Here is a 12,513-nt window from a genome sequence, read left to right as displayed (position 1 = left end):
AGGCATCAAGCCGATGAACATTTCCGAAGTCTTCATTCGCCGTCCGGTTGCAACGATCCTCCTTGTCATTGGCGGATTGATCGGCGGCATTGCGGCCTATATTCAGCTTCCCGTCGCGGCCCTGCCGGAAGCGGATTTTCCAACCATCAACGTATCCGCGCAGCTGGCGGGCGCGTCGCCAGACACGATGGCATCGTCTGTCGCAACCCCGCTCATCAAGCAATTCGAGACGATTGCGGGTATTGATACGATCAGCGCCACCTCATCGCTCGGAAACACGTCGATCACGCTGCAATTCAATCTGTCTCGCAATATTGACGCGGCTGCCGCAGATGTGCAGGCGGCGATTACCCGAGCCCAGCGTCAGTTGCCCGACAATCTGACCACCCCGCCCAGCTATCGCAAGGCCAATCCCGCCGATGCGCCGGTCATCATTCTGGCGCTCACGGGCGATGGGGCGCGTCTGACGCAGATGGACGACATTGCGCAGAACATCATATCCCCAGCGCTTTCCACCATTTCGGGTGTGGCACAGGCGCAGGTCTATGGCTCCAAAACCTATGCCGTGCGCGTCGAGGTCGATCCCGACAAGCTCGACAGTCGCAACCTCTCCTTGTCGGGCCTCGGCGATACCATCGCCGCCGCAAACAGCCAGACGCCTGTCGGCACATTGCAGAACGGATCTCAGGCCCTTACCGTCAACGCCAAGACCCAACGCACCAATGCCGACGAGTTCAAAAGCCTTATCGTGTCAGGCAGCGGTAACCGCGTGGTGCGGCTATCGGATGTCGCCACGGTTCTCGACAGCGTGGAAAATGTCAATCAGGGTAGCTGGCTGGATGGCAAACAGTCGATCGCGCTTGCCGTTCAACGGCAGCCGGGTTCGAACACGGTTGCCGTTGTCGACGCCATCAAGGCCAAGTTGCCGGAGATCGAAGCGGCCCTGCCCGCACAGATGCATATTTCTGTCGTCAACGATGTATCCCGGTCGATCCGCGATGCGGTGGCCGATGTTCAAAAGACGCTGGGCATTACGATTGCACTCGTCGTTCTGGTTATCTTTCTGTTTCTCGGCCAATTCTGGGCGACGATGATCCCGGGCCTTGCCGTGCCGCTCTCACTGGTCGCGACATTTGCCGCCATGTATGCGTTCGGCTTTTCCATCGACAATATTTCGCTTCTGGCGCTCACACTGGCTGTCGGCCTCGTGGTGGACGACGCCATCGTGATGCTCGAAAATATCGTGCGCTATACAGAACAAGGGATGCCGCCCTTTGAAGCTGCCATCAAGGGCAGCCAGGAAGTGACCGGCACGATCATCTCCATGTCGTTGTCGCTGGTTGCAGTGTTCCTGCCCATTCTTCTGATGGGCGGCATTGTCGGGCGTGTATTGAACGAATTCGGCATGGTGGTGACACTCGCCATCCTTTCCTCGGCCCTCGTCTCACTGACCGTAACGCCAATGTTGGCCGCGCGCCTGCCACACAAGGAAGTCAAACCCGGTCGAATCGCCCGCCTGTTCGATCAGGTCACCGAAGCCTATGGACGCGCTGTCGGCTGGTGCCTCAAGCATCGCGCGCTGGTTCTGCTGGTTTTCGGCCTCAGTTTTCTCGGTTCGATCTGGTCGTTCACAACCCTGCCGCGCAGCTTCTTTCCGCAGGAAGATATCGGCCTTCTCACCATTTCCACACAGGCGCGGCAGGATATTTCCTATCAGGCGATGCGCACCCTGCAACAGCAGGCAGCTTCCATTGTTTCCGATAACGCCGCCGTTCAGCATGTCACAGCTTCGCTCGGCAGCGGCCCCGGCGGTTCGACCTTTAATACAGGTTCACTTCTTGTACAGCTCAAGGCGCGCGACCAGCGCCCGCCGCTAGATCAGACCCTGAGCGCACTACGCAAATCGCTGGGCGCTCTTCCGGGCATCACCGCCTATATAACGCCGGTGCAGAATCTGCGCTTTGGCGGGCGCAGCACCCAAAGCCAGTATCAGATTGTGCTGCAATCGCTCGATGCCGACGAAGCCCGATCCTGGTCGGTCAAACTGGCCGATGCCATGAAGGCCGAGCCGCAAACCTTTGTCGATGTGGCATCCGACCTGCAAAACAACGCGCTGCAAGCCAGTATCGACATTGACAGGGACAAAGCCGGAAGCCTCGGCATCAGCTCGCAAGCCATCCGCAGTACGCTGGAGGCGGCCTATGGAACGCTGACGGTTTCGCAAATCCAGACGACCGGCAACAGCTATGACGTCATTCTGGAACTCGATCAGAGCCGTCAGTGGGATGAAACGCAGCTTGGTGCCCTGCGTGTGCCCTCATCGTCGGGCACTCTGGTTCCGCTCGCCAGCTTTGCCACAATCAAGCGAACCAACGGGCCGGTAACCGTCAATCAGTCCGGACAGCTCGCATCGGTTACGCTGTCCTTCAACCTGCCCGCAGGTGTATCGCTCGGCACCGCCACCGACCGCGTGACGGCGCTACGCACCGAAATCGGCATGCCAGCATCCGTATCGGCACAACCGTCGGGCGCTGCACAAATCTTCGCCCAGTCAACCGGCAATATGGGTCTGCTGATCCTCGCCGCCGTTGCGACGATCTATATCGTGCTCGGCGTTCTCTATGAAAGCTTTGCGCACCCGCTGACTATTCTCTCCGGCCTGCCTTCAGCAGCCTTCGGTGCGCTGATCACGCTGCAGCTATCGGGTTTCGACCTGTCGATCATTGCGCTGATTGGGTTGCTGATGCTGATCGGTATCGTCAAGAAAAATGCGATCATGATGGTCGACGTGGCGCTGTTTCTGGAACGCGATGAAAACCATGCGCCGGAAGAGGCTATCCATCAGGCTGCCATTCGCCGCTTCCGTCCGATCATGATGACGACATTCTGTGCGCTTCTCGCAGCTGTTCCTGTTGCCCTTGGCAGTGGCCAGGGATCAGAACTGCGCCAGCCGCTCGGCGTAGCAGTGGTGGGCGGTCTTCTGCTCAGTCAGGTGCTGACACTGTTCATCACACCGGTGATCTTTGTCGAGATCGACCGTCTGGCCAGCGCCCGCTGGTTCCGCAGGCGGAAAGTCGAGCCTCATACGGCTTGATCGGCCATGCAAAAAAGCCTCCCGCGTGGATATCAACCACGCGGGAGGCTTTGCTTTTGTTCGGTGGTTACTTGGCTAGAACAGAAACGTCCTTGGAGGCTTTGATCTCGTCAGCGGACGCACAAAAGCCCGCTTTGCTGTCGTCACTGCCTTCGGCGAGGAACAGACCAAAGCGCGCTCCGAATGCCACAAGAATGGCAGCTTCGCGCAAGTCGGCCTGCTCGTCGCTAAGCTTTTTGTCGGAATCGTTGATGACGTCTTGGATCCTGTTGCGGAAGGCATCATGGTCAAGCTCATGCCCGTCGCAAATTCGCACGATGGCTGCCTGATATGCGAGGTTGTTCAGGCTCGCAAATTGCTTCGATGAGAGAAATTCGCCCTCACCCTTGGCCAATGCATCCCATGCGGCATGAAGCCGATGATTGGACGCGTCTTCGGCAAAAGCCGTTTTTGGAAAGGTTGCGAGCAATACTGCGCCCAGCAAAAAATGATGAAATTTCATAATATGTCCTAATTGCCGAACTGTGTATGGGTGGTGATGCCTGCATAATGCCCGTTTGGAAGGTAACAGGCCCGCTGCGCCGGGTAGCAGGTATTGCCGTTGCTTAAGCGATAAGGAGGCGGCGGCGCATATAATGGTTGCTGCGGCGGGGCATAAACATCGTGCGGACGGTTGCTACCATTGTCGGCAATAGCCGCAGCAACCGCCAGACCGAGAATACCCGCGGCAACGGCAGCACCTGCATGGTCATGATGGTGATGGAAATCATGATCGTGGTCATGACCAAAGGGCGGGAAATCGTGGTCGTGATGATCCCAGTGGTCGTGGCCCCAGTCATGGCCAAACGCCAGCTGCACCGGCGAGGCAAGCGCCAGCGCCACCATGCAAGCAAGCAGCTGCCTTTTACGCCTTACGATCATTATCGATCCTTTCTAATAAAGCGATTTATTGCAAAAACGAAAGCAGTGTCGTCCGAACCCAGCACTCCCAACACGTTGAGCGCGTTCGTGTACGAAGGGTGCCAGCGGCACCCCTACCCGTTAGTTGGCATCGAATTTTTGCAGGGGATAATTTCAACAGCGAACCTGCAAAAAGCGACTTTTATTGTCGCAAATAGAATGAAATTTCGGCAATCCAGAATTGCACTCATTGTATAAATCAACCCTATTTGCCAGCCAAATTCTTCAAATATAAGAAAAACTCGCTCCGTAGAATCCGATCACGCCGTATCTGCACTCCGAAAAATTACTTCTATTAAAGATGCTTGGATTCTGATTTTTCTGTTTTCATAGTTTATTTTTAAAATTTGAAATTTTAACAACAGCTAAAAAACAGATGACCTAAATAGATAGAAATAAACTACGAAACTCCGCTGGCAATACATTAGAATCCCCAATGTAGAGTAATTTTGTCCCATGTTGCGTTTTTGGAGGCAAATTTGATAGATTCGAGAACAACTCGGGAGTAATACGACACAGTTTGAAGCCTGCCGACTGCATGGGAATGTCCGCATGCAGCGTTATCGGCTGATAACTGTCGCGGGTGGGGGCACATGAAGAGCGGCCATTATATATCGGCAGATATGGTCGACGAAAAAAACCGCAATGATTTCTGGCGGGAGACATCGTCGATCATTTATGAGGTAAAACCAACCCTTGAAAACGACGAAAAGGTCATGAGTGGTTCTGTCCGCTCGCGCCTGTTCGGAAACATGGTGGTTGGCAACACGACATTCAGCAATCAGTTCTGTGATCGGACGCCGAAAATTATCGCCAGAACCGACCTTGACCTTTACCTGCTGCAACTTGTCCTAGCTGGTGATTACCGGGGGGACTTCAATGGTAGAAGCGTCGAGGTGAAGCCCGGGGATATTTTCCTCCTCGATCTGACACAGGTGATGACAAGCAAGAAGGACGCCGGCGCGCGCGTGACGCTGGCCATCCCGCGCAAGGAACTCAACAAAGCCTTTCCGGGAAAGAACCTGCACGGTTTGGTGTTGCCTTCCAATGTTGCAACCAACAAAATCCTGTTCAACTTCATTCTCACGCTCGACCGGATCATCGATACGATCGACCAGAATGATTATCCCGAGATACAGGAATCCCTGATGGTGCTGCTCAAAGCCGCCATCAACAGACAGGCTTTCACATTGGAAGAATATCTGGCTGTCAGCTTGCCGCTGCGCCAGCGCGTGCTCGACCATATCGACGCGAATCTGGCCGACCCTAACCTTTCGCCAAAGACAATTATGCAGCAGTTCAAGCTGTCGCATTCACATCTTTATCGTGCATTTGAACCTGACAGCGGTGTCACCAAGCTAATCCGCAACAAACGGCTCGATCTTGCGTACCGACGCCTCATCAATGACGGCGGACGAAAGCTGAGCATGAAGGAAGTCGCTTATGCCTGCGGCTTCTCTGACCGCGCGCAATTCACCAAATTCTTCAAGGAACGGTTTGGCATTACGCCGCAGGACCTCAAGGGCTTTCCAAAGTCACCGGATCATAACCCGGCAACCTCCTTCACGCTGCACACCTTCGTTTCCGAGCGCATTCAGCAACGCCAGCCGGAAGAACAGTCCTGACGATCTGAAATGACCGGCGCTCACGCGCCGGTCAGCAGCTTCCACGCAATTGCCCACATCACAAAAGCAATCACGCCTTCCAATACACGCCAGGATGACGGTCTGGCGAAGACGGGGCGCAACCAGCGCGCACCAAAGCCCAACGAAAAGAAAAAGACAAACGAAGCGGTGATCGCGCCCAAAGCGAACGAGTTTTCAAGACCCGGAAACTGGGTGGATATGGTGCCGAGCAGAACGACCGTATCCAGATAGACATGCGGATTGAGCCATGTGAGAGCGAGGCAGGTAGCAATAACCTTCCATAAGCCCGTCGCGCCTCCATTGCCGGTCGAAAGCGCTGTGGACGAGGTGATTGCCGAATAAAGGCTCCGCGCACCGTACCAGATCAGGAAGGCAGCGCCGCCATAACGCATGATCGGGTCAATGGCGGGCAGCGCCGCCGCGATCTTCTGAAAACTGGTGATCCCCAGCGTGATCAACACCGCATCCGACACAGCGCAGACAAGACTCACCGCGAAAACATGCTCGTCGCGCAATCCCTGACGCAGAACGAAAGCGTTCTGCGCGCCGATGGCTACAATCAGGCTGAGGCCCATGGTCAGGCCCGTCAGATAAACGGAAAAATTCATTTCAGCTCGCTGTGAAGCATGGCTCAGCCCCGCTGAACACCACGCAATTCGGAATGGTTGGTAGAGCTTGGATATACGCCTCGTTTGGATTATTATAGTTAAAGATGCTAATCCAAATTAAGATAAACTAATGATCGATTATTCCGCACTGCGCGCCGTGGCCATGGTCGTACAAACCGGCAGTTTCGAGAAAGCGGCCCGCGCCCTGAATGTCACGCCATCGGCCATATCCCAGCGGGTCAAACATCTGGAAGAGCGGCTCGGCACGGTGCTCATTTCGCGCGGCACGCCTTGTAACGCAACCGAAAAAGGCGACTGGCTCTGCCGTCACATCGAACAGGTGGGTATGCTGGAACGCGAATTGCTTGAAGAGCTGCCAGCCCTTGCCGGTGCGGACGATCTCAAACAACGCGTCACGCTGAATATCGCCACAAATGCGGACAGTCTCGGCACCTGGTTTCTGAAAGCCATCTCGGCCTTTAGCAAGGAGTCTGATCACCTGCTGAACATTGCCGTGGACGATCAGGACCACACAGCCGAATGGCTTCAGCGCGGGCGGGTTTTGGCGGCGGTGACGTCTCATGCCAAGCTGGTGCAAGGCTGTCGGACCGTTCCGCTCGGTACACTGCGATACCATGCGACGGCATCGCCGGACTTTATTGAGCGATACTTCGAGAACGGCGTGACAAGCGAAGCGCTAGCCACCGCTCCTGCTCTGACCTTCAACCAGAAAGACCGGCTACAGGACCGCTGGATCAAGGAAAACCTGAAGGTGGACATCAATTGTCCGACCCACTGGTTGCCCTCCACCCAAGGGTTTGTCGAAGCGAGCCTTGACGGCATGGGCTGGGGCGTGAACCCCGTCGTGCTGGTGAAGGACCACCTTGCATCCGGTAAGCTGGTCGAGCTTGTACCCGGCACACCGCTCGACGTGCCGCTCTATTGGCAGGTCAATCGTCTCGCGGCAGACCGGCTGTCGGATTTAACGCAGCAGGTTGTTGCGACAGCGCGGCGCGAGCTGCTGCAGAACGCCACCTGATCAGTCATTTAAACACCCGCGCTTCGATCACCATCAGTTTTATTGAACGTGAGCGGAGATTGAGCGAATGCTATTTTATGAAAATCCTGGCTCTCATAGCGGCTGCGGTCGTCCTTCTGCTACTCGGCTGCTATTTGCAGACGCACTTTGCCGTGCCGTGAAAAAGACGTGAGCCAATGAAAAAGGCAGGATCAATGATCCTGCCCCGTTTGCGCTACGCCTGCCGCCTCCTCGCACACCCTGACATGTTCTGCCAGAGCTTCGAGAGGTAGAAAGGCGCTTACCGTACAGATATCGCGCTTCTGAAACTTAGGCAGTTCCTGAAGCTCTTTCAGACGGATAAGAAGTGTGCCGCGGTTCATGGAAATATCCCTCCATTATCGCCCCCGCACATTGTATTGAGGCATATCCAGACACAAAACCTCACGGTATTGGCTGGAAGTGCTTTGAAGATCAGGCTGCCCGCACCTTTTGCTTCAAGGGAAGTTCGATATCGACTTCCAATGTCGACATCTGATCTCCCCGATCCATCTTCACGCTGACCTTGTCGCGATCGATCTGGATATGCTTGGCGATAACCGCCAGAATCTCTTCCCTCAGCACCGCCACAAGATCGGAATGGCCCTCGGACGCTCGTTCATGCGCCAGCAGAACTTGCAGACGTTCGCGCGCCATCGGCGCGGAAGCCTGCTTGGTGAAGAATCGAAATAGGCTCATGCCGCTCTCCTTCCGAAAATTTTGCCCAGAAGGCTGCGCTTTTCGGATGGAACAGTCATCGGCACTTCTTCGCCCGCCAGACGGCGAGCTGCATCCAGATAGGCCAGAGCCGGCGCACTGCGCTGGTCGGCAAGCGTCACTGGAGAGCCGATATTGGATGCGCGCAGCACATCCTGGCTTTCAGGGATGATGCCCAGAAGCGGGATAGACAGGATTTCAAGAACGTCTTCGACTTTCAGCATGTCGCCACGTTCGGCCCGGATCGGGTCGTAACGGGTCAGCAGAAGATGCTTTTCCACCCGTTCGCCACGTTCAGCCTTGAGAGTCTTGGCGTCGAGAAGGCCGATGATGCGGTCTGAATCGCGCACCGACGACACTTCCGGATTGGTCACCACAACGGCCATGTCGGCATGGCGCATGGCGAGGGTAGCGCCGCGCTCGATACCAGCCGGGCTGTCGCAGATGATCCAGTCGAATTCCTTCTTGAGGTCTTCGATCACACGGTCGACGCCGTCGGTCGTGAGGTTGTCCTTGTCGCGGGTCTGGGAGGCAGGCAGCAGATACAGGGTATCGAGACGCTTGTCGCGAATGAGCGCCTGAGGCAGCTTCGCATCGCCCTGAATTACATTCACCAGATCGAACACCACGCGGCGTTCGGCACCCATCACCAGATCAAGGTTACGCAAACCGACATCGAAGTCGATAACGACTGTCTTTTCGCCACGCTGCGCAAGAGCGGCGCCGATGGCTGCAGTGGATGTCGTTTTACCAACGCCACCCTTGCCGGAAGTTACAACAATTACTTTTGCCATATTGGTCTCCTGTAGCTCCCGCACGCCTTATGAGAGTATTGCCCGCCCAACCGGGCATGATTTCTTTTCAATAAATCGATCAGCCGAGCGTTTCGGCCATCATGTAATCGCCATCGAGCCACAGTTGCACCGCCTGCCCGCGCAATCTGGCTTCCATGTCTTCAGCCGTCTTGTAGAGGCCGTCGATTGCGACAAGCTCTGCTTCCATCTTGCGGCAGAAAATGCGCGCATTGGAATTGCCCGCCGTACCGGCCATCGCACGACCACGCAGCGCGCCATAGACGTGGATCGAACCGCCCGCGACCACTTCCGCACCCGAAGCAACAGAGCCAACCACCGTGACATCGCCGTCCGGGAAATAGATGGACTGGCCAGAGCGCACAGGTTCCGTCACCACCATCGACGGCACGGCCTTGACCAGTTGCACATTGGCAGGCGCTGCCGCAGCAACCGGCTTGGAAGGCGCTGCAGGCTCGTTCACCTCGGGATTGAAATCCGCTGCCACCTGCCCGCCACGCAAGGCCGGCGGCATGCCAGGCCCGAGAAGCGAAGGACGCGCATTTTCAAAACCCGTGATCCAGACACCGCGACCTGCAAGATCTTCCAGTAGCTGAACCAGCTGCATCCGTTCGATAACCAGATTCTCAAGATCAAGCACGACCGGGCGATTCAGAAAGAACCCTGCCGAACGCGCGGCAAGATCGTCCAGCCTGTCGAGCCAGCCGTCCAACGGCAGTTCAGGAGAGAGCACCAGCGCAAGAAAGGAGCGCCCTTTCAAACGGATCGGACGGGATTGTGTTAGCACTTGATTCATCTTGGTTAAAAAACGGTTTACTCGATCTATATGCGGAATGGTTAACAGATGGTTAATTTCTGGCTGGCATCCTGCCCATGCGCGCCCTCAATAGAGGCGAAGACGCGCAAGCATGAAGCCGGACCCGATGCTGCATGCATTCAAAGCCGTGGTGCGCTTCAAGCGCCAATCGACTCAACTGACCTGAGGGTAGCCGAAGAATAGGGCGTCAGCCGGGCTATTCGGCGTCTTCCACAGAAGAAAGCGCTTCAGATTTACGCTTAAATCCCAATCAAATCTGACGCTGCGTTAAGTCTTAAAACGTGACTGCGGTTTTTATCCAAAACCGAGGCCGCGCGCATTGCAACGGCAAAGAGACGGAACAAAGCCAACTGATTCCGGCAGATTGCTTAGTTGTATTTTCGGGGAAAATCAGTGGTTCCTAAACAAGGAACCGCCTCGCGTTTGGGCGGGGGGCTTAGGGGCGCGAGGCGGGCGAGCTCTCAGGAGTGCACGCAGGGAAAAAATGGCGGGTAAAGACCGATTCTAAAACCAACAAAGGGTTCCAGCGTGAAAGATTGCGTGATCAAAGCAGATAATTCACCCAATTAATTGGGGTCACTGTCTGGCTAAATATCCGAGATCACAGGGGTTTTTTAAAACCCGGCCTCAACGGCAGTTTTTTAAAGGGCCGTCTAAAATTAACCCGCTTCAGCATATCGGAAGAGAGGAATTCAAGCTTTTGATTCCTTCGGCTGATGCGATCGCACATAATCACACCTGTTCCAAAATGGAAATGGCAATTGCAGAAAACAGCGTGACCGCGACCGAATTTCACAGCTGCCACCCGCGCTGCATGGTCAAGACCATTCCATGCGGCCTCGCAACAATTAGGTAGTCCACAAATTATATCAAATATTAGGAAGGTCTTTTGCTGGGCAGACAGTCATGATCTTTGCATGGACTTCCGGCAACTCAGTCGAGACAAGGCCAGCCTTCCGCAGAACATATGCCATCTGCTCTATTAGCTTCATGGATTTCAGTATTTTCTGAAATTTATAGAGTTTTGTTAGGGGCTTGCTTTTGGAAACTCCCTCATTATTGTGTGCTCCACTTGGAGGAGGGAGTGACCGCCCCAGCGCGCTAGACCGCTGCGGGGCGGTTTCTTTTTTAGCCCTTTAAAATTTGCATAGCTGCCGTGCAGGATGTTCCCTTGTAAACACCTGACTCCGCACCTATTTTCGCATTGTTCGGTTTCACTCCTCCTCCCAGAAACCGGACACGAAGCGCGATACTCCTCCTCCCAATCGCGCTTTACCAATCAGCCCGTTGCGCACTCCTCCTCCCAGCGCAACGGGCTTTTTCGTATCTCCAAACAGAGCTAAAACAGTTGCAGCTTGCGCATATGGAAGGCCTCGGCATAGGTTTCCGGCGCGCGACATTCCATGCCGCGCAATCGCGCGAGACCGCGAAAGGTCTCGGGATCGAACCAGTCTTTCGAGCGCTGCGTGCCGAAATGCTTCATCAAAAGCTCGACCTTGCGCTCCAGGATCGCAGCCGAAAGCGCTGAGTAGGCATTGGGCTGGCCGAGATCGCCATCCCATTTTGGTATTTCATATTCGAGGATCAGTTGGTCGCGGAAGAGATTCCAGGTCAGCTCGTTGAGCGTGCGATGATCCTGATGTGCGTCGCCCTGCCGATGGGTAAATACGATATCCGGCGTCTGGCGACTGCGCTGCTCGATCAGCCATGCCTTGATCTCGCGCATCTGCGCCGGAAAGTAGCTATCCTCGAACATCGCAAGACGGATGCCCGGATTTTCCGTACCGCGCAGAAAATCGCGCGCCGAAGCCTCCGCCTCGACGCGCCGTTCTTCATTGCCGGACAGCACACACCATTCGATGTGCATCGGCGTTCCTGCTTCGATGAGACTGAGGAGCGTTCCCCCGCAGCCGATTTCGATATCGTCCGAATGCGCGCCCAGACACAGGACCTGAAGCGGCCTGCCCGGATTGGCGAGAGAACGCAGGTCGATCATAGCGCTATGGCGATGTTGGCAGCGCGCTGCTCCGCCTTGTGTTTCTTCCAGGGCATATCGCCCTTCTCGACCATATCTTCCAGCGTCTGCCAGTCGCGCAGTGTGTCCATGGACCGCCAGAAGCCTTCATATTTATACGCCATCAGCTGATTGTCGGCGATGAGGCGGCTGAACGGTTCCAGCACCAGCTCTTCACCCTCCCGCATGTAATCGAAGATTTCCTTGCGGAAGAGGAAATAGCCGCCATTGATCCAGATATCGGAGGTGTTCGATGTCCGGAAAGCCCGCACGGCTCCACCTTCGGCGATATCCGCCAGATGATAGGTCAGCGGCGGACGCACAGCGAGGAAACAGGCAATCTTGCCACTTTCCTCAAAACGCCGCGTCATATCGTCGAGATCAACGTCACTCAGACCATCGCTGTAATTGGCCAGAAACATGTCCTCATTCTGGACATGGCTGCGCGCGCTCCACAGGCGTTCGCCAATATTGCGCCAGATGCCGGTGTCGAGCAGCGTCACGCTCCAGTCGCGATCCACCTCTTCCAGCAATTCGACATTGCGCCCGCCATTGGAGACCACGCAATCCGCAAAAGTCTGCGGACGGATCGTCAGGAAGAAGTCCTTCACGACATTGGCCTTGTAACCAAGACAGAGAACAAAGTCGTTGTGACCGTAATCGCTGTAATATTCCATAACGTGATGCAGGATCGGCTGGTGGCCGAGTGGGATCATCGGCTTTGGCACATTTTCCGAATATTCGCGGATTCTGGTTCCAAGACCGCCGCAAAACAGAACGACTTTCAT

General features: G+C 55.5%; 12 protein-coding genes. 3 read left to right on the top strand and 9 right to left on the bottom strand.

Translation table 11 applies throughout. From position 1 onward, the window contains the following. The first annotated feature begins 13 nt into the window (after positions 1-13). Positions 14-3,094 carry an efflux RND transporter permease subunit gene (locus FHW00_RS14130; protein ID WP_078339187.1) on the top strand — a complete coding sequence of 1,027 codons (3,081 nt, stop codon included), beginning with the start codon at positions 14-16 and terminating at the stop codon, positions 3,092-3,094. A 67-nt stretch (positions 3,095-3,161) separates the two neighbouring features. Here the strand turns inward: FHW00_RS14130 and FHW00_RS14125 are convergent, their stop codons facing one another. Then, a complete protein-coding gene (locus tag FHW00_RS14125) occupies positions 3,162-3,596 on the bottom strand; it encodes a hypothetical protein (RefSeq protein WP_078339188.1) in 435 nt (144 codons plus the stop codon). 8 nt (positions 3,597-3,604) lie between these two features. Next, a complete protein-coding gene (locus FHW00_RS14120) occupies positions 3,605-4,015 on the bottom strand; it encodes a hypothetical protein (protein ID WP_139364379.1) in 411 nt (136 codons plus the stop codon). A gap of 632 nt (positions 4,016-4,647) precedes the next feature. On the opposite strand from FHW00_RS14120, the gene FHW00_RS14115 reads away from it, so the two are divergent. Then, positions 4,648-5,679: a helix-turn-helix domain-containing protein gene (locus FHW00_RS14115; protein ID WP_078339190.1), complete on the top strand. Its 1,032-nt coding sequence runs from the start codon at positions 4,648-4,650 to the stop codon at positions 5,677-5,679. A 20-nt stretch (positions 5,680-5,699) separates the two neighbouring features. Here the strand turns inward: FHW00_RS14115 and FHW00_RS14110 are convergent, their stop codons facing one another. Further along, complete coding sequence (locus FHW00_RS14110) at positions 5,700-6,308, bottom strand: LysE/ArgO family amino acid transporter (RefSeq protein ID WP_078339191.1); 609 nt, start codon at positions 6,306-6,308, stop codon at positions 5,700-5,702. Between the two features lie 130 nt (positions 6,309-6,438). Between FHW00_RS14110 and FHW00_RS14105 the strand changes: the two genes are divergently transcribed. Then, positions 6,439-7,347, top strand: coding sequence for a LysR family transcriptional regulator ArgP (locus FHW00_RS14105; protein WP_078339192.1), 909 nt, complete (start codon positions 6,439-6,441; stop codon positions 7,345-7,347). Between the two features lie 191 nt (positions 7,348-7,538). Here FHW00_RS14105 and FHW00_RS14100 read toward each other — a convergent pair whose 3' ends face one another. From FHW00_RS14100 to FHW00_RS14075, 6 genes are all read right to left on the bottom strand, one after another. Continuing rightward, positions 7,539-7,709 carry a hypothetical protein gene (locus tag FHW00_RS14100; protein ID WP_171058666.1) on the bottom strand — a complete coding sequence of 57 codons (171 nt, stop codon included), beginning with the start codon at positions 7,707-7,709 and terminating at the stop codon, positions 7,539-7,541. A 91-nt stretch (positions 7,710-7,800) separates the two neighbouring features. Continuing rightward, the gene (gene minE / locus FHW00_RS14095) at positions 7,801-8,064 is read right to left on the bottom strand and encodes a cell division topological specificity factor MinE (protein WP_078339193.1); all 264 of its coding nucleotides are present in this window, start codon (positions 8,062-8,064) and stop codon (positions 7,801-7,803) included. After that, positions 8,061-8,876 (bottom strand): septum site-determining protein MinD, encoded by an 816-nt coding sequence (gene minD / locus FHW00_RS14090; protein ID WP_078339194.1) that lies wholly within the window; start codon positions 8,874-8,876, stop codon positions 8,061-8,063. The genes minE and minD overlap by 4 nt, the downstream gene beginning before the upstream one ends. 79 nt (positions 8,877-8,955) lie before the next feature. Further along, positions 8,956-9,690: a septum site-determining protein MinC gene (gene minC, locus FHW00_RS14085; protein ID WP_078339195.1), complete on the bottom strand. Its 735-nt coding sequence runs from the start codon at positions 9,688-9,690 to the stop codon at positions 8,956-8,958. A 1,360-nt stretch (positions 9,691-11,050) separates the two neighbouring features. Further along, the gene (locus FHW00_RS14080) at positions 11,051-11,707 is read right to left on the bottom strand and encodes a PIG-L deacetylase family protein (protein WP_078339197.1); all 657 of its coding nucleotides are present in this window, start codon (positions 11,705-11,707) and stop codon (positions 11,051-11,053) included. Continuing rightward, positions 11,704-12,513 carry a sugar phosphate nucleotidyltransferase gene (locus FHW00_RS14075; protein ID WP_078339198.1) on the bottom strand — a complete coding sequence of 270 codons (810 nt, stop codon included), beginning with the start codon at positions 12,511-12,513 and terminating at the stop codon, positions 11,704-11,706. Before FHW00_RS14075 ends, FHW00_RS14080 begins: the two co-directional genes overlap by 4 nt.

This window comes from Ochrobactrum sp. P6BSIII (assembly GCF_014138065.1).
In the GTDB taxonomy this organism is placed as follows: Bacteria; Pseudomonadota; Alphaproteobacteria; order Rhizobiales; family Rhizobiaceae; genus Brucella.
Note: the sequence above shows the minus strand (reverse complement) of the source record. Positions and strands in the feature narration are given on the sequence as shown.

Excerpts from the sequence above, each read along its gene's own strand:
- FHW00_RS14130 (WP_078339187.1), top strand. The coding sequence starts at position 14 with ATGAACATTTCCGAAGTCTTCATTCGCCGTCCGGTTGCAACGATCCTC.
- FHW00_RS14125 (WP_078339188.1), bottom strand. The coding sequence starts at position 3,596 with ATGAAATTTCATCATTTTTTGCTGGGCGCAGTATTGCTCGCAACCTTT.
- FHW00_RS14120 (WP_139364379.1), bottom strand. The coding sequence starts at position 4,015 with ATGATCGTAAGGCGTAAAAGGCAGCTGCTTGCTTGCATGGTGGCGCTG.
- FHW00_RS14115 (WP_078339190.1), top strand. The coding sequence starts at position 4,648 with ATGAAGAGCGGCCATTATATATCGGCAGATATGGTCGACGAAAAAAAC.
- FHW00_RS14110 (WP_078339191.1), bottom strand. The coding sequence starts at position 6,308 with ATGAATTTTTCCGTTTATCTGACGGGCCTGACCATGGGCCTCAGCCTG.
- FHW00_RS14105 (WP_078339192.1), top strand. The coding sequence starts at position 6,439 with ATGATCGATTATTCCGCACTGCGCGCCGTGGCCATGGTCGTACAAACC.
- FHW00_RS14100 (WP_171058666.1), bottom strand. The coding sequence starts at position 7,709 with ATGAACCGCGGCACACTTCTTATCCGTCTGAAAGAGCTTCAGGAACTG.
- minE (WP_078339193.1), bottom strand. The coding sequence starts at position 8,064 with ATGAGCCTATTTCGATTCTTCACCAAGCAGGCTTCCGCGCCGATGGCG.
- minD (WP_078339194.1), bottom strand. The coding sequence starts at position 8,876 with ATGGCAAAAGTAATTGTTGTAACTTCCGGCAAGGGTGGCGTTGGTAAA.
- minC (WP_078339195.1), bottom strand. The coding sequence starts at position 9,690 with ATGAATCAAGTGCTAACACAATCCCGTCCGATCCGTTTGAAAGGGCGC.
- FHW00_RS14080 (WP_078339197.1), bottom strand. The coding sequence starts at position 11,707 with ATGATCGACCTGCGTTCTCTCGCCAATCCGGGCAGGCCGCTTCAGGTC.
- FHW00_RS14075 (WP_078339198.1), bottom strand. The coding sequence starts at position 12,513 with ATGAAAGTCGTTCTGTTTTGCGGCGGTCTTGGAACCAGAATCCGCGAA.